At 65.1% G+C, this 23,009-nt stretch carries 2 protein-coding genes; both read right to left on the reverse strand.

The annotated features are described in order from the left end of the window. Positions 1 to 13: 13 nt before the first annotated feature. Positions 14 to 11,803 carry a non-ribosomal peptide synthase/polyketide synthase gene (locus TU74_RS18235; RefSeq protein WP_048377268.1) on the reverse strand — a complete coding sequence of 3,930 codons (11,790 nt, stop codon included), beginning with the start codon at positions 11,801 to 11,803 and terminating at the stop codon, positions 14 to 16. Beyond that, entirely contained in the window at positions 11,803 to 22,866 is an 11,064-nt protein-coding gene (locus tag TU74_RS18240; RefSeq protein WP_048377269.1) for a non-ribosomal peptide synthase/polyketide synthase, read from the reverse strand. Before TU74_RS18240 ends, TU74_RS18235 begins: the two co-directional genes overlap by 1 nt. Positions 22,867 to 23,009: the final 143 nt, after the last annotated feature.

Below are 23,009 nucleotides of genomic sequence, written 5' to 3' on the forward strand. Positions count from 1 at the left end.
GCATAAGGTGCCGTCACACCCGCTCGGCCTGCCCTGCCAGTAATTGCTCCAGTCGGATCAGCAATGGCGCCTGACGCAACACCTCGTAATGCCCGCCCTTGAGCACGCTGTGACTGGCGCCCGGCCCCACTTGCGCCCCATGCACGCGGCGCTCGTCGTCGCGCCCGGCCACCCACCAGTGGTGCGCCTGAACCCGGGTTGCAGGCAGCATCGGCTGCTGCAAAGCCAACTGCTTGAGGCGCGCGCCCACGGCAAAGATGTGACTCAGCTCCGCCGACCCGAGCAGCCCGTGCTCGCCCAACCCGGCACGTGGCTCGGCCATGGCGGCGGCAATCACCTGCTCGGCGCTGCGCCCCTGATCCTCCATCAACCCGCACGCGTCGTGCTCGGACAGCCCCAGCACAAAGCGCAAGAAATCCTGCAAGTCTTCACGCCCGTCACTGGCCTCGGCCGTCCCCGCCACGTAGGTGTCCACCAGCCCGGCAAACGCCACCTGCTGACCTTGCGCCTCCAGCGCCTGGGCCACCAGCAAGGTCAACGCCCCGCCCAATGACCAGCCCAGCAGGTGATACGGGCCGTCAGCCTGTTGCTGGCGGATACGTCCGGCATACGCCTGCGCCATGCTATGCAACGAGGTGTCTTGCCATTCAGGGTCGAGCAACATGCGGCACTGCACACCATAAACGCTGCGGCGCCCGTCCAATTTACGGGCCAGCGGCTCGTAGTCGAACACCGTGCCGAACCCCGCGTGCAAACAGAACAACGGCGGCACGTCACCAACGCGGCTATTGAGCGCCAGCAGCGGGTCGGGGGCCTGAGCGAGCGCCACAGGTTCAAAGCCGCTGAGCTCGGCAATGCACGGTTTCTGCATCAGGTCGCGCAGCTTGAGGCTGAAACCCAACTGCGGCTGATTACGCACCCGTGAAATCACTTTAAGCACCTGCAACGAGTCGCCGCCCAGCTCAAAGAAATTGTCGTCGATCCCCACCTGCTCCAGCCCCAACACCTCTTGCCAGATCAGCGCCAATGCCTGTTCCAGTTCAGTGCGCGGCGCCCGGTACGTGCCTTGGGCAACCTGCGGCTCGGGCAGTGCGCGACGGTCCAGCTTGCCGTTGGCGGACAGCGGGAAACGCGCCATCGGCACGATGTGGCTCGGCACCATGTAATCCGGCAGGTGCGCCTGCAATTGCTCTTTGAGTGTGCGTTCCAGCAGGGTGCCGGACGCGACCACATACCCTGCCAACTGCTTGCCGGTCGGCCCTTCGATCACCTTGACCGCCGCATCCTGCACCCCTTCGCACTGACGCAGACGCGCTTCGATTTCCCCCAGTTCAATGCGGAAGCCGCGGATTTTTACCTGTTGGTCCAGGCGCCCCAGGTAGTCGATCAGGCCGCATTCGCGCTGACGAACCCGGTCCCCGGTGCGGTACATGCGAGCGCCCTTGGCATCGAACGGGTCCGGCACAAAGCGCTCGGCACTCAACCCCGGTTGCCCGTGATAGCCACGGGCCAGGCATTCCCCGCCCAGGTACAACTCGCCACTCACACCGGCGGGCAACGGGTTCATGTCCGCGTCCAGCACATACAAACCGCGTCCGGCGACACCCCGTCCAATCGGCGCATAGGCCGCTTCACAGCAGTCCGTCACCTCGGCCCGCCACAACAGCGGCGTGACCACGGTTTCGGTCGGCCCGTAGCCGTTGACCAGTCGTTGCGGGCGCAGGGCTCGCTTGACCAGCTCAAAGCTGGCATCCGGCACCGCGTCGCCACCAAAACAATAGGTGTGCACGGGCGGTGGGTTGCCTTGGGCCAGCGCGACTTCTGCCAGCTGTTGCAGGTAAGCGGGCGGGAAGCACGCCACCGTCACGTGTTGTTGGTGCAGCACGTGTAAAGTCTGCTCCGGGGTCCACAGCTGATCGTCGCGGATCACCAGGCTGCCACCGGCCAGCAAGACGCTGAGCCAGCGCTCCTGCGCACCGTCAAACGCGAAGGACATAAAGTGCAGCTCGCGGCTGTCCGGGTTGAGCGCGTACAGGTCGATGATGCCCTGACAGTGCCGCGCAATCGGCTGGCGGGCCACGGCCACGCCTTTGGGCTGGCCGGTCGAACCCGAGGTGTAAATCAGGTATGCCAGATGCCCGCTCAGCGACTCAACCGCCCGTGGCAACGCCACCTGATCGCTCAATTGGTCGAGCAACAGACGCGGGGTGGCGGCATCGAAGGTCACCCGCTGGTCCACATCGCTGTTGCACAGCAACAGGCTGGCCGCTGAATCGGCCAGCATGAAGGTCAGTCGCTCAGCCGGGTAGTCGAGGTCCAGCGGCACGTACGCGGCGCCTGCCTTGAGCACGGCCAGGAACGCCACAATCGTCTGCTCCGAACGCGGCAACGCCACCGCCACCCGTGTCTCGGGGCCAATGCCGCGCCCTTGCAAGTGAGCCGCCAGCACGTCGGCCTGCCGGTCCAGCGCGGCATACGTCAGTTCACGGCCGTCGCAGATCAAGGCCACGGCATCGGGCTGGCGCCGCACCTGCGCCATGAAGCCATGCACCAAGTCCGTCGCAGGGGCCTGCACCTGTGCCTGCTCAATGCGTGACTGTGGCAAGCCAATGTCGCCAATCCGGCACTGGGCATCCTGCGGCAACTGCGCCAGCAACCCTTCCAACTGGGCGCGAATGGCCTCGACCTGCGGCGCCGTGAAACGTTCGCGCAAGTACAGGTATTCCACCTCCAGCCCTTGGTCGGTGGCACTGACCATCAAATCCATCGGGAAGTTGGTGACCCCGCCGCTGCCGACTTCGGCAAACCTCAATTCGCCGTTCTGCTCGCCGCGCAGGGCGCGGTCCACCGGGTGGTTTTCAAACACGATGATGCTGTCGAACAGCCCTTGGCCGCCCTGCCCGGCCCAGCGCTGAATATCGGCCAGCGGCGTGTGCTCGACCTCACGGATCGACAGATTGTAGTCCTGTAACTCGCGCAGCCAGTCGCCCAGCGTCTGTTGCGGATCGAGGGTCTGGATCACCGGCAAGGTGTTGATGAACAGGCCCAGCATGTCCTGCGCGCCTGGCAGTTGGGTCGGGCGCCCCGCCACGGTGGCGCCGAAAGCCACGCTGCGCTGCCCGGTATGACGCTGCAACAGCAGCAGCCAGGCCGCTTGCACCAGCGTGTTCAACGTCACCCGTTGTTGAGTGGCAAACGTGTACAAACGGCGGGTCGCCTCGCTGTCCAGATAGCTATAAAGCACGCCGTGGCCGCTGCCGCCGGTGTTGGCCGCATTGGCCAGCATCGTCGGCGCTTGCAGCGTCTCCAGGCGTGCGCGCCAGAACCCTTCGGCCAGCGTCACGTCCTGCTGCGCCAGCCAGTGGATGTAATCGGCATAGCGCCCGGTCAGCGCTGGCAAGGTCTGGTGCGCGTACAGGCGCAGCATCTCGCCGAGCAGACGTGACGCGCTCCAGCCGTCCAGCAGCAAGTGATGGTAGGTCCAGATCATCTGGTGCCGGTTATCGCCCAGACGCACCAAGGTGAAACGCATCAAGGGCGGGCAACTGAGGTCGAAGCCACGCGCCTGATCGTCCGCCGCCAAGGCCAACAACGCCGCCTGCGGGTCGGCGTGTTCACGCCAGTCCAGTTCCACAATCGGCACTTGCGCCTGCTGATACACCGCTTGCAGCGGATCCGCCAGACCGTCGCGCCAGAGGAAGGCCGCACGCAGCACTTCATGGCGCTGCAGCAAGGTGTCCCAGGCGGCGCGGAAACGGTCGACCTGCAACCCTTCAACCGCCACGCTGAGCTGGTTGACGTACAGGTTCAGCTCGGGCGACTCAATGCAGTGGAACAGCATGCCCTGTTGCATCGGCGACAGCGGGTACAGGTCGTCCAGCCCCTCGCGCTCCACCTGCACGGTGGTCGGCGCTTGGGCAAAAGGCACGGCGTCGGGAGCATGCGCGACACGGGGTGCTGCCGCCACGGCCCGTTGTGCCAGCGCACGAATGGTTTGCGCCTCGAACAGTTGTTTCGGGGTGAACGCCAAGCCCAGCGCCCCTGCACGGCTCACGGCCTGCAACGAGATGATCGAATCGCCGCCCAACTCGAAGAAGTTTTCAGTCACCCCCACGGCTTCCAGCCCCAGCACGTCTTGCCAGACCGCCGCCAGCAGGGCTTCTGCCGGGGTGCCCGGCAAGACCCGTTCCGCCACCTGGCGGCTGGCCTCGGGCGCCGGCAGCGCCTGACGGTCCAGCTTTCCGTTGGGGGTCAACGGCAACGCGGCCAGGCACATTAAATGCGCCGGCAGCATGTGTGACGGCAGACGGCTGCGCAGGTGCGCTATCAATGCCTCGCGCAGCGCGCTGTCATCGGCCAGTGGGTCGCGGGGCACGATGTAACCCACCAACTGACGGCTGACCGGACCTTCGCGGTCGACCACAAAGGCTTCGCGCACGCCGTCGTGCTCCAGCAGACAGGCTTCGATTTCCCCCAGCTCAATGCGGAACCCACGGATTTTCACCTGCTGGTCGATACGGCCCAGGTACTCGACCACCCCGTCCTCGCGCAGCCGCGCCAGATCGCCACTGCGGTACAGGCGCGCGCCTGCCACGAACGGGTCCGGTACAAACCGTTCCGCCGTCAGGTCGGGCCGCTGATGGTAGCCACGCGCAATGCCCTCGCCGCCCATGTACAGCTCGCCCGCCACGCCCACCGGCAAGGGTTGCAGCTGACTGTCGAGCACGTAAGCGCTGCGCTGCCCCACCGGACGGCCAATGGGCAAAAACGGCGAGTCAAACTGCGTGCCCGGATACGCGCACCAGATCAACGGTGTAATCACGGTTTCAGTCGGGCCGTAGCCGTTGATAATGCGCGGTGGCTGCAACACCCGCTGCACTTCATCGAAGGCGTGTTTGGGCATGCCTTCACCGCCCACGGTGTAAGAACGGATCGGTAAGGCACGCCCGGCTTCACCCAGGTAGTCGGCCATTTGCAGCAAATAGCTGGGGGTGAAACAGGCAATGGTGATGCCGTGCCGCTCGATCTCTTCGCAGGTGCGTTGCACGCTCCAAAGCTCGTCATCACGGGGCATCAGCGCCGAGCCGAAGACCAGCGGGGTCAGCCAGCGCTCGTGGGCGCCGTCGAAACTGATGGAGGCAAATTGCAACTCGCGGTCGTGCGGGGTCATGCCGTACAGCGCGCCGATGGACAGGCAATGCATGGCCAGCGGGCCATGGGCGACACTGACGCCTTTCGGACGCCCGGTGGAACCCGAGGTGTAAATCAGGTAAGCGAGGTTCTGCGCGTCGTTCAGGTTGCGCAGGTCGGTGCCCGGCAAATGCGCCACGGCCTCACGGTCCAGTTCCAGCACCGGCACCCCTGCCACCGGTGGCAATGACGGGCGCAGCCACGATTGGGTCAACAGCAGCGCAATGCCGCTGTCCTGCATCAAATACCCCAAACGTTCGGCCGGGTACGCCGGGTCCAGCGGCACGTAAGCGCCCCCGGCCTTGAGGATCGCCAGCAGGCCGATAATCATCTGCGGCGAGCGCTCGACGGCCAGCCCCACGCGCACCTCGGGGCCGATACCCAACTCACGCAAGCGATGAGCCAAGCGGTTGGCACGTTGATTGAGGTCGTGATAGCTGAAGGGGGTGTCGGCAAAGATCAGCGCCACCGCCTCGGGGCGAATCGCCGCCTGCGCTTCGATCAACTGATGCACGCATTGCGTGGTCGCTGGCCCCGGTGCCGGGTTCCAGTCATGCAGCAACTGCTGGCGTTCACCTTCGCTCAACCAGGGCAACTCGCCCAGGCGGGCCTGCGGGGCGGCCACCATGGCGTTCAGCAGGCACGCCAAATGCTGGCTCATGCGGGCAATCACCGGGGGCGAGAAGTGGCTGAGCTGGTAACTCCAGGTCAGGCTCAAATGCCCTTCACTCACCGCCGCCAGCGTCAGCGGGTAGTTGGTGCGCTCGTGGTTATCCGGCAGCGAAAAGCGCAAGCCGTCCGGGGCACCCTGTTGCAAGGCCTCGGCAACCGGGAAGTTTTCGAACACCAGCAAGCTGTCGAACAGCGGCTCACCCGCACGCCCGGCCCAACGCTGCACGTCACTCAACGCGGTGAATTCGTGCTCCCGCAGCTCAAGGTTATGTGCCTGCAAGCGGTCCAGCCACTGCGCCACGCTTTCAGCGGCCTGCGGCTGGCTGATCACCGGCAAGGTATTGATGAACAGCCCGAGCTGATGCTCGGCACCCGGCAAGTCCACCGGGCGCCCCGAGACCGTGGCGCCGAACGCGACCGTCTGCTGGCCGCTGTAGCGCTGTAACAGCAGCGCCCACGCGCCTTGAAGCAGCGTGTTGAGGGTGATGGCGTGCTGGCGGGCAAATGCGGTAAACGCCGCACTGCTGGCCGCGTCGAAGACCTGACGATGGTCGGCGTACTCATCCGCCTGTGGCGAAGCCGTGTACGCCACGCTCTGGGCCAACAGGGTCGGGTTTTCCAGACCGGCCAGCTGGGTGCGCCAGAACGCCTCATCGGCTGCTGCATCCTGCCTGTGCAGCCAACCGATGTAGTCGGCAAAACGCCCTGAATGGCTCGCCACAGTGTCCCCGGCATAGCGCTGCAACACTTCGCCCAACAACAGCGCGTTGCTCCAGCCATCCAGCAGCAGGTGATGATGGGTGTAAATCAGTTGCTGACGCTGTTCATCCAGCCGCACCAGCGCCAGACGCAGCAAGGGCGGGTGCGCCGGGTCAAACTGCAACCGCTCGCTGCGCGCCAGCAGTTGCAATTGGCCAGCCTGATCGGCGCGCCCGCGCCAGTCCAGCACAGTCAACGGCAACTCCAGTGTGCGCTGCACCACTTGCACCGGTTGCGCGGCGCCCGGCGGCCAATGGAAGCCGCTGCGCAGAATCGGGTGTGCGTCCAGAGTCGCCTGCCACGCCTGCGCCAGACGCGTCGCGTCCAGCCCGGTGGCTTCCACGCTGAGCTGGTTGACATACGCGCCCGCCAGCGGCTCGTACACACTGTGGAACAACAGCCCGCGCTGCATCGGCGACAGCGGATACAGATCCTCGATCTGCCGCGACGTCACCGGCACGTCATCAAGTTGCGCCTGGGTCAGGTCGGCCAGCGGGAAATCGGCCGGGGTCACACCGCCGTGGCGCGGGTCGATGCAATGCGCCACCACGGCCTGCAGGTTCGATTCGATGGCCGCTGCCAACGCCTGAATATCGGCCTTGTCGAAGCATGCCTGACTGAAGCTCAGGTCCAGTTTCAGCTCCCCGCCAAACACCTGGCCGTCCACCGACAACCAGTTGGCCAAGGGTGAATCCGGGCTTTGCGCTGCGCCGCTGGCTTGACGCGCGGGCACGAACAGGGCGTCGTCGCTGAAGCTCTGGTCGAACTGCCCCAGGTAGTTGAACGTGACCCGCGCGCTCGGCAATGCCGCCAGGCGAGCTTGCACCTCGACGGGCCCTTGGTAGCGCAGCAGGCCAAACCCCAGCCCTTTGCCGGGAATGTCGCGCAGTTGTTGCTTGATGGCTTTGATCGACGTCGCCAGATCGGTGGCCGGGGTCAACTTGACCGGGAACAGGCTGGTGAACCAGCCCACGGTGCGGGTCAGGTCGATGGTGTCAAACAGGTCTTCACGGCCGTGACCTTCCAGTTGAATCAATGCATGGGCGTCGCCGGTCCAGTCGCACAGGGCGCGCGCCAGCGCAGTGAGCAACAGGTCATTGACCTGGGTGCGGTACGCCGCCGGGGCCTGTTGCAGCAGTTGGCGCGTACGCTCGCGGTCCAGCCCCAGGCTGACCACCTGGCGGTGACGCACGGCCTGGCTGGCGTTCGGGCGAGTGTTGGGCAGCGCAGCACTGGCGTCTTGCAGGTGCTGTTGCCACCAGTTGCATTCAGCTACCACGGCGTCGCTGTTGGCGTAGGCACCGAGCTGGTTCGCCCAGTCTTGCAAGGCGCTGGTTTTTTCCGGCAACGGCTGGTCGGCATACGCTGCTTGCAAGTCTTCAAGCACAATCCGCCACGACACACCGTCCACCACCAGGTGATGAATCACCAACAGCACGCGTTGCCCGCCGTCTGCGTGGTCGATCAACACCGCACGCAACAGCGAGCCCTCTTGCAGCGACAGGCTGCGCTGGGCTTCATCGCACAACCCCTGCAATGCCTCATCGCTCTGCACGTGCGCGGTCCACAGCACGTCGGTGGCCGCCGCGCTGTCGAGCGGCACATACCGCGCCGTCCATTGCCCCTCGACCTGACGAAATTGCAGGCGCAGCGCATCGTGGCGGGCCAACACCCGTTGCAGGGCAGTCTGCAACCGCAGCAGGTCCAGCGGCTCGCGCACCTCCAGCAACACGGCCTGGTTCCAGTGCTGTGGCTGCACGGTCTGGTTGTCGAAGAACCAACGTTGCACCGGGGTCAGGGCTTGTGTGCCGAGCACCGGCCCTTGGGCGATCTGCGGCACTGCCTGCTGACTGGCCACGGCCGCCAACGCCTGCAAGGTCGGCTGTTGAAACAGGTCGCGCGGCTGTAAACGCAGCCCGGCACGCCGGGCCCGGCTCACGACCTGAATCGAGATGATCGAGTCGCCGCCCAGCTCAAAGAAGTTGTCCTGCCGGCCGACCTGTTCGACCCCCAGCACCTGCTGCCAGATCGCTGCTAGCTGCCGTTCGTGGTCACTGCGTGGCGCTTCAAACACGCGCTGACTGACGCTCACCCCAGGCGCAGGCAGCAATTTGCGCTCCAGTTTGCCGTTAGGGCTTAACGGCATCCGCTCAATCACCATCAGGTGCGTCGGCACCATGTAATCGGGCAGGCTCTGCAACAAGCGCGCTTTCAAGGCGTCGCGCCACGGGCCTTGCGCTTGAACGTCGTGGGCCAATTGCGCGTCGGTCGGCACCAGGTACGCCACCAATTGATTGTCCAGCGCCAGCACCACGGCTTCCTGCACCTGCGGGTGTTCGTGCAGGCGCGCTTCGATTTCCCCCAGCTCAATGCGCAAGCCGCGAATTTTCACCTGATGGTCGATGCGGCCGCAGTACTCAATGGCGCCATCGGCGCGATAGCGGGCCAGGTCGCCGGTGCGGTACAAGCGCTCGCCCGTGCCGAACGGATCGACCACAAAGCGCTCCGCTGTCAGCCCCGGCCGGGCATGGTAGCCCCGGGCCAGACCGCTGCCAGCCAGGTACAACTCGCCGATTGCACCACAGGGCAACGCCTGCAATTCGGGGCTCAGGATATACGTGCGCAGGTTGGCAATCGGGCGACCTATGGGCACGCTGTCGCGGCCTTCTTCGACACAGGTCCAGTGGGTGACGTCGATCGCGGCTTCGGTCGGGCCGTACAGGTTGTACAACGCCGCCTTCGGCAAGCTGCGCAGGGTCTGGCGCTGCAATTCGATTGGCAGCGCTTCACCGCTGCACACAATGCGCCGCAACGAGCTGCACTGGCGGGCTTGATCGACACTGATAAACGCTTGCAGCATCGACGGCACAAAGTGCAGCGTGGTGATCGCCTGTTCCACGATCAGCGCCGCCAGCTGTTGCGGGTCGCGGTGGACGCCTGGCGCTGCCACCACCAGCGTGGCGCCGTGCATCAGCGGCCAGAAAAACTCCCACACCGACACGTCGAAGCTGAACGGTGTCTTCTGCAACACCCGGTCGGCCGCGCTCAGGCCATAGGCCTGTTGCATCCATGCCAGACGGTTATAGAGCGCGCCATGGCTGTTGCCCGCGCCTTTGGGGCGCCCGGTGGAGCCGGAGGTGTAAATCACGTACGCCAGGTGCTGGGCACAAGCGAGGTTGGGCAGATTGTCGCTGTCGTACCCGGCCAGCCAGGTGTCGCCCGCTTCCAGGCAGATGACCGGTAACGCGTCAGGCAACGGCAGGTCGGCCTGCACATGGGGCTGGGTCAGCAACAGGCTGATAGCACTGTCTTCAAACAGATAGGCCAGACGCTCAGCCGGGTATTCCGGGTCCAGCGGCACATAGGCGCCCCCGGCCTTGAGAATCGCCAGCAGCCCGATGACCAGTTCCAGCGAGCGTTCGCAGGCCACCCCGACACGCACTTCAGGCCCCACCCCTGCGTCGCGCAGACGCCGGGCCAAACGGTTGGCGCGCTCATTCAACGCGCGGTAGCTCAGGTGCTCATCAGCAAATATCAGCGCACAGGCATCGGGGGTGGCGGCCGCTTGCGCTTCGATGTGCTCCTGAACGCACGCGGGGCCGGGATAGCGGTGTTCGGTGGCATTGAGTTGATAAAGGGTGGATTCAACCTCGGCCGCCGTCAGCATCGGCAATTGGCCAATCGCGCACTCAGGATTGGCCACAATGGCCGCCAGCAGGTTGCGCCAATGGGCCGCCATCTGCTCGATACGCGGTGCGTCAAACAGGTCGGTGGCGTAGGTCAGGCTGGCCATCAGGCGCTCGCCTTCCTCATGGGTGTCCAGTTGCAGATCGAATTGAGTGGTACGGCCTTGCCACTCCACGCTTTCGACCTGCAACCCGGCCAGCATCCCGCTCAGCGCACCGGGTCGGCTTTGCTGGTGGTTGAACATCACTTGAAACAACGGGCTGTGGCTCAGGCTGCGCTCGCCCTGTAGCGCCTGCACCAGACGCTCGAACGGCACCTCCTGATAGGCCTGTGCATCAAGCGAACGATCGCGGGTCTGCTCCAGCAAGCGGGCAAAGGGCATGCGCCCGTCCAGTTCGGCGCGCAGCACCTGGGTGTTGACGAAAAAACCGATCAACCCACGGGTCTCGGCGCGCGTGCGATTGGCCACCGGCACGCCGATGCGCAGGTCCGGCTGGCCGCTGTAGCGATGCAGCAACGCCTGAAAGCTGGCCAGCAACAGCATGAAGGGGGTCACGCCCCGCTGACGGGCCAATGCCATGAGGTTTTTGGCCAGCAGCGGGTCCAGGGTGAAGTCCAGCCGCGCGCCCTGCTGCGTCGGGTGAGCGGGACGCGGGCGATCAGCGGGCAGCTCCAGCACCGGCTGCTCGTCACCCAATTGCGCGCGCCACCAGTCCAGTTGGCGTTCCAGTTCGCCCGCCTCCATCCAGCGCCGCTGCCACCGCGCGTAGTCGGCGTACTGAATCGGCAAGGGTGGCAGGGTCACGGACTGGCCCTGGGCATGGGCGGCGTACAGCTGCGAAAACTCATCGACCAACACGCCCATCGCCCAACCATCGGCCACGATGTGGTGCAGGGTCAGCACCAGCACGTGATCGTCGGTGTCGAGCTGCAACAGGCTGACCCTCAGCAAGGGGCCATGTTGCAGGTCGAACGGCCGGGCGATGTCGTCCTCCAGCAGCGTCAGCGCCTGGTCGAGGCGCTGGTGGTGGGGCAGATCGCGCAAGTCGTGGCGCGCAAGCCTCAGCCAAGGGCCGCTGGCCGCGAGCGGTTGCACCGACGCGGCCACCTTGAAGGTCCGTGACGGGGGTTGGCTGTCGTCGCCAGCGGCCTGCGGGTCTGGCTCGACAAAGACGCTGCGCAAACTGTGATGGCGCTCCAGCAAGGCGTCGAAGCTGCGTTGCAGAGCCTCGATATTCAGCGCGCCGAGCAGGCGCAAGGCCGCCGGAATATGGTAGGCCGCGCTTTGCGGGTCCAGTTGCCATAAAAACCATTGCCGTTGTTGCGCGTACGACAGTTCGCACGGCGCGTCGGCGTTGGCATTGGCGGTGGGCGGAATCGGCAACTGGCCGAAGCTGACGCCCTGCTCCTGCATTTTTTGCAGGAATTCACGGCGCTGGTGCGGCGCCAGGCTGGCAAAACGGTTGGCAATACGCCACGCGGTAGAATTTTCCATCAGTTGATCTCCATCTCGTCGAGCAGCGACTCAAGTGCGCTCAGACGACCATCGTTATCCGCAGGCGTGTGTGCTTGTGCCAAGGCGGCATAGGCTTGCAGGTCGGGCGCCTCGAACAGCGCACGCAGCGCCAGCTCGATGCCCAGCTCCAGCTCGACCCGGGCACTGGCCTGGGCCGCCAGCAATGAGTGCCCGCCCAATTCAAAGAAGTTGTCATGTCGACCCACACGCTCCACGTCCAGCACGCTGGCCCAGATCGCCGCAAGCTGCGTTTCCAGCGTCCCGACCGGGGCGCTGTAAGGGCGCTGCCAGCCTTCGGCATCGGCATCCGGCTGCGGCAAGGCCTTGCGGTCCAGCTTGCCGTTGCCGGTCAGGGGCAGCGCATCCAGCAGCCGCCAGTGGCTGGGCACCATGTAGTCCGGCAGGTCGACCTTGAGCGCCGCGCGCAAATGTTCGCGCCAGGCCAGCGGATCGGTCGGAGTGTCGATTGCCACCACGTACGCGCACAGTTGTGAGTCTTGGCCGCTCGCATGCACCGTCAGCACGGCCTCCGCGACCCCCGGTTGCTGCTTGAGGCAGGCCTCGATTTCCCCCAGCTCGATGCGGAAACCGCGAATCTTCACTTGCTGGTCGATGCGGCCCAGGTAGTCGATGTTGCCGTCTGCCCGCTGACGCGCCAGGTCGCCGCTGCGGTAAAGGCGTTCCCCCGGCGCAAACGGGCTGGGCACAAAGCGTTCGGCGCTGAGCCCGGCGCGGCCGTGATAGCCCCGCGCCAGCCCTTGACCGGCGATGTACAGCTCGCCCGCGCACCCCGGCGCCACGGGCTGCAACTGGCTGTCGAGCAAGTACCAGCTCAAGTCACTGAGCGGGCGGCCAATCGGGCTCTGCACGTTGGCCTGCAGATCGGCCGGGCTGAGCGCGCGGAAGGTCACATGCACCGTGGTCTCGGTGATGCCGTACATATTGACCAGCGTCGTGGGGCGATCGCCAAAGCGCTCGTACCACGGCCGCAGACTCGCCACCTCCAGCGCTTCGCCGCCGAAGATCACCCAGCGCAATGCCAGCGCTTGCGGGCTTTGGCACGCCACCGGCATCAATTGCCGGAAAGCGGTCGGGGTCTGGTTGAGCACCGTGACGCCTTCATCACACAGCAGTTGATGGAACGCGTGCGGCTCGCGGCTGATGAAATACGGCACGATCACCAGGCGCCCTCCGCTGCACAGGGCGCCAAACAGCTCCCACACCGAAAAGTCGAACGCGTAGGAATGGAACAGCGTCCACACGTCGTGCTGATCGAAACCGAACGACTGTTGCGTGGCACTCAACAAGCGGGTGACGTTGGCATGGCTGAGCAAGGCGCCCTTTGGCCGCCCGGTGGAGCCCGAGGTGTAAATCATATAGGCCAGGTTGTCCGGTCGGGTCAGGTTCGCCAGGTTCTCGGCACTGAACGTGTCCAGCGTCAGGTGCTCCAGACACAGGCTTTGAACCCCGACGTGGGGCGGCAGACTTTCCAGCAAGTGCTCTTGGGTCAGCAGAAGGCGGATGCCGCTGTCCCCGATCATGTAGCTCAAGCGTTCGGCCGGGTATTGCGGGTCCAGTGGCACATAAGCGCCCCCCGCCTTGAGGATGGCCAGCACGCCCACCACCAGCGGTATCGCACGTTCCGTGGCAATCCCTACCCGCACTTCCGGGCCGACGCCCAGTTCGCGCAGCTTGCGCGCCAGTCGATTGGCGCATGCATTGAGCTCGCCGTAATCCAGCGATTGCTCGCCACAGCGCACTGCCACCGCCTGCGGCTGCGCCGCGGCCTGTGCTTCAAACAGCTGATGCAAGCCAGGTGCTACGGGCTGAACCTCGACCTGCGGGTTCCACTGCCGGATCAGCGCCTGTTGCTCGGCAGGGGCCATCAGCTCAAGCGCCGCAATCCGTTGTTGTGGTTCACGCACCACGGCGCGCAGCAGGTTCAGCCAGTGCTGCGCGAGGCGTTCGACGGTGGCGGCGTCGTACACGTCGCTGGCGTAGGTCAGGCTGGCGTGCAAGTGCTCGCCCTGCTCTTCGGTGTCCAGCGCCAGATCGAACTGCGCCGTGTGCTGTTGCCACGCCATGCGCCGGATGACCAGCCCCGGCAGACTGCGCTCGACGCTCTCGCCGATCGGCCGCTGGTGGTTGAACAGCACTTGGAACAACGGGCTGTGGCTCAGACTGCGCTCAGGTTGCAGCGCTTCCACCAGTTGCTCGAACGGCAATTCTTGATGAGCCTGCGCCCACAACGCGGTGCTCTTGACCTGTTGCAGCAGGCTGGCAAATGTCTGCTGGCCGTCAATCTCCGCGCGCAGCACGTGGGTGTTGATGAAGAAACCGATCAGGCCTTCCGTTTCGAGGTGGCTGCGCCCGGCACTGGGCACACCGACGTTGATCGCCGACTGACCGCTGTAGCGGTGCAGCACGGTTTGGAAACTGGCCAGCAGCACCATGAACAGGGTCACGTGGTGTTGCTGCGCCAACTGCCGCAAACCGGCCGCCAGTTCGGGCTCGACTGCCAGTTCCAGGCGCGCCCCGCGTTCGCTGCGTATCGCCGGGCGAGTCAGTTCGCTGGGCAGTTCAAGCGGCGGATGCTGTTGGCCCAAATGGGCCTTCCAGGCACTCAACTGACGCTCGCCCTCACCGGCCTGCAACCTGTCCCGTTGCCAGACCGCAAAATCGGCGTAACTGACAGCCAGGGCCGGCAGCTCGGGCGCCTGCCCCAGCACATGGGCCTGATACAGGGCGCTGAACTCATCGACCATGATTTGCATCGACCAGCCGTCGGCCGCGATGTGGTGCACCGTCAGCACCAACACGTGCTCATCGGCCCCGACGGTGAGCAACAATACACGCAGTAGCGGGCCGTGACGCAGGTCGAAGGGTTGACGCATCGCCTCGGCGACCCGTGCTTGAATTTCGGCCTGCGTCGGTGCCGCCAGCGTCAGCTCGCGCAGGTCCAACGGCAGGCTGGCGTGCACGACGCCACGCGCCTGTTCGCCGTCCTGAACAAAGGTGGTGCGTAAGGTGGCGTGCCGCGCTTGCAGGTCATTGAAACTGCGCACCAAGGCATCGCGATTGAGCGTGCCCGTGAGCCGCAGCGCAGCCGGGATGGTGTAAGCGGAGCTGTCCGGGTCCAGTTGCCAGAGAATCCACTGCCGCTGCTGTGCGTACGACAGCACCCCCGCCTGCCCTTGCGCCATCGGCTTCAAGGTCGGGGCACTGAGCGTTGGCGGCTGCGCCTGGCAACGGGCAGCAAACTCGCTGAGCACGCTGGTTTCAAACAGGCTGCTGAGGGGCAGTTCAATCATCAACTGCTGACGCACGCGGGACACCACTTGCGCCACCAGCAGCGAATGGCCGCCCAATTCGAAGAAGTTGTCGTCGCGGCTGACGGCGTCCAGTTTGAGGACTTCCTGCCAGATCGCCGCAATACGCGACTCAATGCCTGCATGGGGCGCCACCAGCTCGCGCTGCCAGTCGGCCGCTTGCGCCTGCGGCAAGGCCTTGCGGTCCACCTTGCCGTTGGCATTGAGCGGCAAGTGGTCCAGAGGCAGCCATTGCAACGGCACCATGTAGTCGGGCAACTGCGCCTTGAGCGCGGTTTTCAGTTGTTCACGCAGCGTTGACCACTGCGGCGCCGACGGTTGCGCCACGATAAATGCCACCAGCGCCTTGCCGGTCGGACCGTCCTGCACCACCACGGCCACTTCACGCACATCGCTCACGTCGCGCAAGCGTGATTCAATTTCCCCCAGCTCAATGCGGAACCCGCGCACTTTCACCTGCTGGTCGATCCGGCCCACGTATTCCAGCTGACCGTCAGCGCGGCGGCGCGCCAGATCGCCGGTGCGGTACAAGCGCTCCCCCGCTTGCCGGGCGTAAGGATTGGGCAGGAACACACTGGCGGTGCGCAACGGATCACCAAAATACCCGCGCCCCACGCCGGTGCCGGCCACGTACAGTTCGCCCACCACTCCGGTGGGCACAGGCTGCAAGCCGCCGTCGAGGACGTACAGGCGATTGTTGTCGGTGGCCAGACCAATCGGCAGGTACGCGCTGTCGGCCGACGCTGCGTCGACCCGGAACAGCGCCACGTCGTCCGAGCACTCTGCCGGGCCGTAGACATTGACCAGACCGATGTCGGGGTATCGCTGCAACCAGCGCCGCGCCAGTTCGGGCGGCATGGCTTCACCGGTCGGCAGCATCCAGCGCAGGCCGGACAGTTGACCAAGGGGTTCATCCAGCAGGCTCTGGATCAGCGACGGCACGCTCTCTAGCACGCTGATGCCGCGTGCAGCGACGTGGCCCAGCAACGCGGCCGGATCATGGGCGATGGCGCTCGGCACGATGTCCACCTGTGCGCCAAACAACGGCGCCGCGAGGAATTGCCACACTGAAATATCGAAACTCTGGGACGCGGTCTGGGCAATCACAGCGTCACGGCCCAGGTCGAGGTAAGGCCGTTTGCTCAACTGGTTGTTGAGCATCCCGGCCTGCTCGACCATGACCCCTTTTGGCGTCCCGGTGGAGCCCGAGGTGAAGATCACGTAGGCCAAATGGTCAGGCCCGGTGTAGACCCCCGGCCGCGCGCTGGAGAAGTCCTGGGCCTGCACGTCCTCCCACACCACCAGGCGCGGCCGTTGCGCCGGGGCTAATTGCGCCAGCAAGGCACGGGCCTGATCGCCACACGCCGCGCTGGCCACCAGCACGGGCACTTGCCCCAGTTGCAGCAAATCGAGCAAACGCCGGGCGGGTAATTGCGGGTCCAGCGGCAAATAGGCTGCACCGGCCTTGAAGCTGCCGAGCATCATGCCCAGCAGCGCCAGGCTGCGCTCGGCCAGCAGCGCCACTGGCTGATCGACCCCCACACCCGCCGCCCTCAAGGCATGGCCGAGGCGGTTGGCGCGGGTTTCCAGCTCGCGATACGTCCAGCGCTGATCGAGGCATGTCGCCACCACCTGCTCCGGGTGCGCGTCGTGCTGCGCTTCAAACAGGCGCACATAACCGTCGGCCAGGGGGTAGTCGCGGTCGGTGTGATTGCCCGCCTGCAACAGGTGCTCGCGCTCGGCGGCGTCAACCACCGGCAACTCCGCGAACGGCCCGTCTGCATGCTCGCCAATGGCCAGCAGCAGGCGTTTGAAATCGGCCAGCAAACGCTCGGCGGTGGCGTCGTCGAAGAAGCGCGTGTCGTAAGACAGGTGCAGGCCGAGCGCGTCGCCGGGGTACACCACCACCGTCATCGGGTAGTTGGTGTGGGTGCGCGCGCTGTCGGATCGGGCGCTGATGTGCTCGGCCCCCGTGACCACGGCGCTTTCCACCGGCGCGTTTTCGTAGACAAACAAACTGTCGAAAATCGACTGGCCTTTGTCCAGCGCACTGCACGCCTGAACCTTCAACAGCGGCAGGTGCTCGTGCTCACGCAGCGCCAGGTTGTGCTCGAACAAGCGTTGCAGCCACGCCTTGACGCTGACGTCCTGCCCGGCACGCGGCAGTTGCAGGCGCAACGGAATGCTGTTGATGAACAGGCCCACGGTGTCCTGCATCTCGGGGCGATTGACCGGGCGACCGGCCACGGTCACGCCAAACAGCACCTCATCGAGGCCACTGTAACGCTGCAAGACCAACGCCCAGGCCGCTTGGGTCAGGGTGTTGACGGTGAGCTGGAAACGCTGCGCCAACTCGCGCAAGGCGCGGCCCTGACTGACCTGCAGATCGGCATACACATCGCCTATCACCGAGAAGCCGCCCTGACGCCGCAAGGCCCGGTCAAACGGCAACGGGGTGGGTTGCTCAAAGCCCGCCAGCTCCCGGGTCCAGGCGGCTAGCGCCTCGCGCTCGCCCTGTTCTTGCAGCCACTGGATAAAGTCGCGGTAACGGGCCGCGGGCGGCAGGCTGCGTTGACCGCTGTAAAGGGCGAAGAAATCTTGCAGCAACAGCGAACGGCACCAGGCATCGATCAGGATGTGGTGGTTACTGAGGATGAACCAGTAATGCCCGGTGCTGCGGCGAATCAGGCGCAGGCTGAAAGGTGGCGTGTTGAGCAGGTCAAACCCTTCGGCGCGGTCTTGCGCCAGCAACGCTTGCAACGCCGCTTCGTGCTCAGCCTCGGGGCGATCGCTCCAGTCATGCACCTGCACCTTGGGCGCTGCGTCGCGGTGGATGATTTGCAGCATGTTGCCGTCATCGTCGAGGCTGAACGACGCCCGCAATGCATCGTGACGCTGCACCACGGCGTGCCAGGCCGCCGTAAAGCGTGGCAGGTCGATGTCACTGTCGATGATGTAACGGTCTTGCATGAAATAAATGCCCGACCCCGGTTCCAGCAAGGTGTGCACCAGCAACCCCTGCTGCATCGGCGACAGCGGGTAGATGTCTTCAATGGCCCCGGGCGCTACCTTGAGGGTGTCCAGTTGCTGCTGAGTAAGGCGCGCCAACGGGAAGTCCGACGGCGTCATGCCGCCGGTTTCATGGGTCACGCAGTGCTCGATCAGCGCCGACAGTTCGCGCTGGTAGTCGTCCATCAAGGCGTGAATGGTTGCCGGTTCGAACATCTCGGTGCTGAAGGTCCATTGCAGGTTCAGCTCGCCGCCATACACCTGCCCTTCGATGCTCAGCCAGTTGGCCAGCGGCGCCTGTTCATCCTGCGCCTGACCGGCGCTTTCGGCCGCCGGGACGAACAGCGCCTGACCGTCGAACTGGCGATCGAACTGGCCCAGGTAGTTGAAGGTGATACGCGGGGTGGCCAGCGCGGCCAGTTGCGCACCCGCCTCGCTGCCGGCCAGATAGCGCAGCAGTCCATAACCGACGCCTTTGTCCGGGACGCTGCGCAATTGTTCCTTGATGGCCTTGATCGACTCGCCCATGCCCACGGCTGGCGTCAATTGCACCGGGAACAGGCTGGTGAACCAGCCCACGGTACGCGACAGGTCGAGACCGTCGAACAGCTCTTCGCGACCGTGGCCTTCAAGCTGAATCAGGCTGCTGGTGTGGCCGCTCCAGCGGCAGATCACCCGCGCCAGCGCCGTGAGCAACAGGTCATTGACCTGCGTGCGGTAGGTCGCGGGCGCCACTTGCAGCAATTGCCGGGTACGCTCGGCGTCCAGGCTGAACGCGCGTGTTTGCCCGTGACGGTTCTGCAACCCGCCCCCGGCACGGTCGCAAGGCAATTCACTGCTGGCCCCGCTCAGGTGAGCGTGCCAGTACGCCAATTCCGGCAAACGCGCCTGCGCGGCGGCCTGCAAGTGCGCGGTCCAGGCCTGATAGGCACTGGTTTTGGCCTGCGGCGCCTGCGTCGGCTGCGCGTAGAACTGTTGCAAGTCCTCCAGCAGCACCCGCCACGACACGCCATCCACGGCCAGATGGTGCACCACCAGCAGCACGCGCTGGCTGTGGTCGGCCATGTCGATCAGCACCGCACGCAACAGCGGCCCTGCTTGCAGATCAAGGCTGCGCTGGGCGAGTTCGCACAGGCGGTTGAGTTCATCTTCCGACGCCGCCTGTTGCTGCCACAACACCGGCTCGGCCGACAGTTCGCCATAGGCCTGCTGCCACTGGCCATCGCGCTGTTCAAAACGCAGGCGCAGGGCATCGTGATGGGTCAGCAGTTGCCGCAACGCCTGCTCCAGCGGCGCGGCCTCGACCGGCTGACGCGGGTGCAACAGCAATGACTGATTCCAGTGATGGCGTGACGGCATCGGCTGCTCGAAGAACCCGTGCTGCACTGGCGCCAAGGCCACCGGGCCGTGGGCAATGCCCTGATCGAGGGCGGTGTGTGTGCTCAGTTCGGCCACCCGCGCCAGGCTGCGGATGGTCTGATGCTGGAACAGGTCACGGGGACTGAAGGCGATGCCTGCCTGACGCGCCCGGCTGACCACTTGAATGGAGATGATCGAGTCGCCGCCCAGCGCGAAGAAATTGTCGTCCACGCCGATGTGCGCCACGCCCAGCACCGCCTGCCAGATCTCAGCCAGACGCTGTTCCCGTTCCGTGGCAGGCGCGCTGTAAACCTGCTGCGCTGACACCGGGTCGGGGCGCGGCAAGGCCTTGCGCTCCAGCTTGCCGTTGGGCGACAGCGGCAGGTGCTCAAGGCTGATCCAGTGGCCAGGCACCATGTACTCCGGCAAGCCGCGCAGCAGGTGGGCCGTCAGCGCAGCCTGCCAGTCGCCAGCGCTGACCGGGTCTTGCAGGACCACGTAGGCCACCAGTTGCTTGCCGTCGAGCACCAGCACCACGGCTTCACGCACGCCAGCGTGTTCGGCCAGGCGCGCTTCGATTTCCCCCAGTTCAATGCGCAGCCCGCGCAGTTTGACCTGATGGTCGAGACGGCCCAGGTATTCGATCACCCCGTCCACGCGCTGGCGTACCCGGTCGCCGGTGCGGTACAGGCGCTGGCCGTCATGGAACGGGCACGGCACAAAGCGTTCGGCGGTCAGCCCCGGACGTCGATGGTAGTGACGGGCCAGACCGGCGCCTCCCAGATACAGCTCGCCTGCCACACCCACTGCCACCGGCGACAGGTCAGCGTCGAGCACCACGGTGCGCAGGTTGGCAATGGGCAGGCCAATGGGCACGCTGGCTGCGCCTTCATCGACACAGGTCCAGTGCGTGACGTCGATGGCGGCTTCAGTCGGGCCGTACAAGTTGTACAGCTCGGCACCCGGCAGCTTGGCAAACACCTGCTGCTGAGCGTCCACCGGCAAGGCTTCACCGCTGCACACGATGCGCCGCAGGCTGGTGCAGTGCTGCACACCGGTTTCGTGGATAAAGGCCTGCAGCATCGACGGCACGAAATGCAGGGTGCTGACCTGATGCTGGCGGATGGTGTCGATCAGGCGCAGCGGCTCGCGGTGTTCACCGGGCTGCGCCACGACCAGCCGTGCTCCGGCGAGCAGTGGCCAGAAAAACTCCCACACTGACACGTCAAAGCTGAACGGGGTTTTTTGCAGCACCGTGTCGTGCGCATCCAGGCCATACGCCTGCTGCATCCAGCACAACCGGTTGACCAGCGCCGCATGGGTGTTGCCCGCGCCTTTCGGGCGGCCGGTCGAACCCGAGGTGTAAATCACATAGGCCAGTTGCTGTGCGTCATGGCTGAGGTTCAGGTTGCTGTCGTCATAGCCGTGCAGTGCTTGGGCGGGGTCATCGAGGGCGATGATCCGGATGTCGGCCGCGGGCAGACCGGCCACAAGCGCCTGCTGGGTGAGCAACAGGTCGATGCCGCTGTCCTCGATCATGTAGGCCAGGCGCTCTTGCGGGTATTCAGGGTCCAGCGGCACGTAGGCGCCGCCCGCCTTGAGGATGGCCAGCAGGCCGATCACCATCTCCAGCGAACGTTCGAGCGCGATGCCCACCAGCACATCCGGGCCCACGCCCTGTTCGCGCAGGTGCCGTGCCAACTGATTGGCGCGGGCATTGAGCTGCGCATAACTGAGCGCCTGCTCCCCGAACACCAGTGCGCAGGCTTGCGGGGTGCGCGCCACCTGCGCTTGGAGCAAATGATGCACGCTGCGATCGGACGGGTACGCGGCGGCCGTGTGGTTCCATTCGTAAACCTGCGTGTGCAATTCGCTGGCATCGAGCATCGGCAACTCGCCGATCCGGCACTCGGTATTGGCCACCAGCGCCCGCAGCAGGTTGCTCCAGTGGCGCGCCATGCGGGTGATGGTCGCGGCGTCGAACAGATCGTTGGCATAGGTCAGCGCTGCGTTGAGGCGCCCGCCTTTTTCCCAGGTGTCCAGGCTCAGGTCGAACTGAGTGGTGCGCGCTTCCCATTCGATCAGGCCCAGTTCCAGGCCCGAGGCCGTCTTGACCGTTTCAAGGTCCGCCACCTGCGACTGGTGGTTGTACATCACCTGGAACAGCGGGTTATGGCTCAGGTTGCGTTTCAGCTTGAACGCCTCGACCAATTGCTCGAACGGCAGCTCCTGATGGGCCTGGGCGCCGAGGGCGGTTTCCTTGACCATACGCAGCAGGTCCGCCACCGGGGTCTGGGCATTCAGTTCGCAGCGCAACACCTGGGTGTTCACGAAAAAGCCGATCAGCCCTTCGACCTCACGCCGGTTGCGGTTGGCGATCGGCACGCCGACACGCACATCGGTCTGGCCGCTGTAGCGGTGCAACAGAATGTTGAACGCCGCCAGCAACAGCATGAACAGCGTGACCGAGTGGCGTTGCGCCAATGTGCGCAACTGCTCCACCAGTGCAGGATCGAGCGCGAATTCATGGCGGGTGCCGCGATAGCTTGGCATCGCCGGGCGCGGGTAATCGGTGGGCAACGCGATGACCGGGTGTTCGTCGCCCAGCCTGTCACGCCAATACGTCAGCTGCCGCGCCTGCTCGCCAGCCTCCAGCCAGCGGCGCTGCCACAGCGCATAGTCGCGGTATTGAATCGGCAGTTCGGGCAGTTGTGGTGACTGACCGCGCTCAAAGGCGTCATAACCGCGCATGAATTCGTCGATCAGCACATTCATCGACCAGCCGTCAGACACGATGTGGTGCAAGGTCAGCAGCAGGACGTGTTCATCGTCAGCCAGTTTCAGCAACATGATGCGCAACAGGGGGCCATTGGCCAGATCGAAGGGCAACAGCGACTGGCGCTGCGCTTGGGCAGCCACCGCCTGATCGCGCGCCACGGCAGGCAGCAGGGTGAAATCCATCGACTCGACCGCCAATGGCTGGCTCAAGGCCACTTGTTCGAGGCTGTCATCGGCGTTCTGCCGAAACACCGTGCGCAGGGTTTCGTGGCGCTGCACCACATGGGCGAACGCCTGCTCCAGCGCCGCGACGTTCAACTCACCCTTGAGGCGCACCGCGCCCGGCAAGTTGTACGCGCCGCTGTGCGGGTCCAGTTGCCACAAAAACCACATGCGCCGCTGTGCGTAGGACAGTGCGTGGCGGTCGTCTTGCGCCACCTCTTTAGGAATCGGGAACTGAGAAAAGTCGATCCCTTCCCCGCGCAATCCGTCGAGGAATAACCGGCGTTTTTCCAGCGGCAATTCGATGAACCGGCGGGCAAGTTTGAGGGACTTCTCAGCATTCATCTGGCTTCTTCCGTACGTATTGGCTATCGAGCATTGGCTCGGCTATCCCTACGGAACGGATGAACGCGGCACAAAATTAACCTGCGCCCGCAGGCCGGGGGTCGCAGGTTTCGGGGTGGCCGTACCGGGGTAAATACCGGCGG

The organism is Pseudomonas lundensis, from assembly GCF_001042985.1.
Lineage (GTDB): Bacteria > Pseudomonadota > Gammaproteobacteria > Pseudomonadales > Pseudomonadaceae > Aquipseudomonas > Aquipseudomonas lundensis.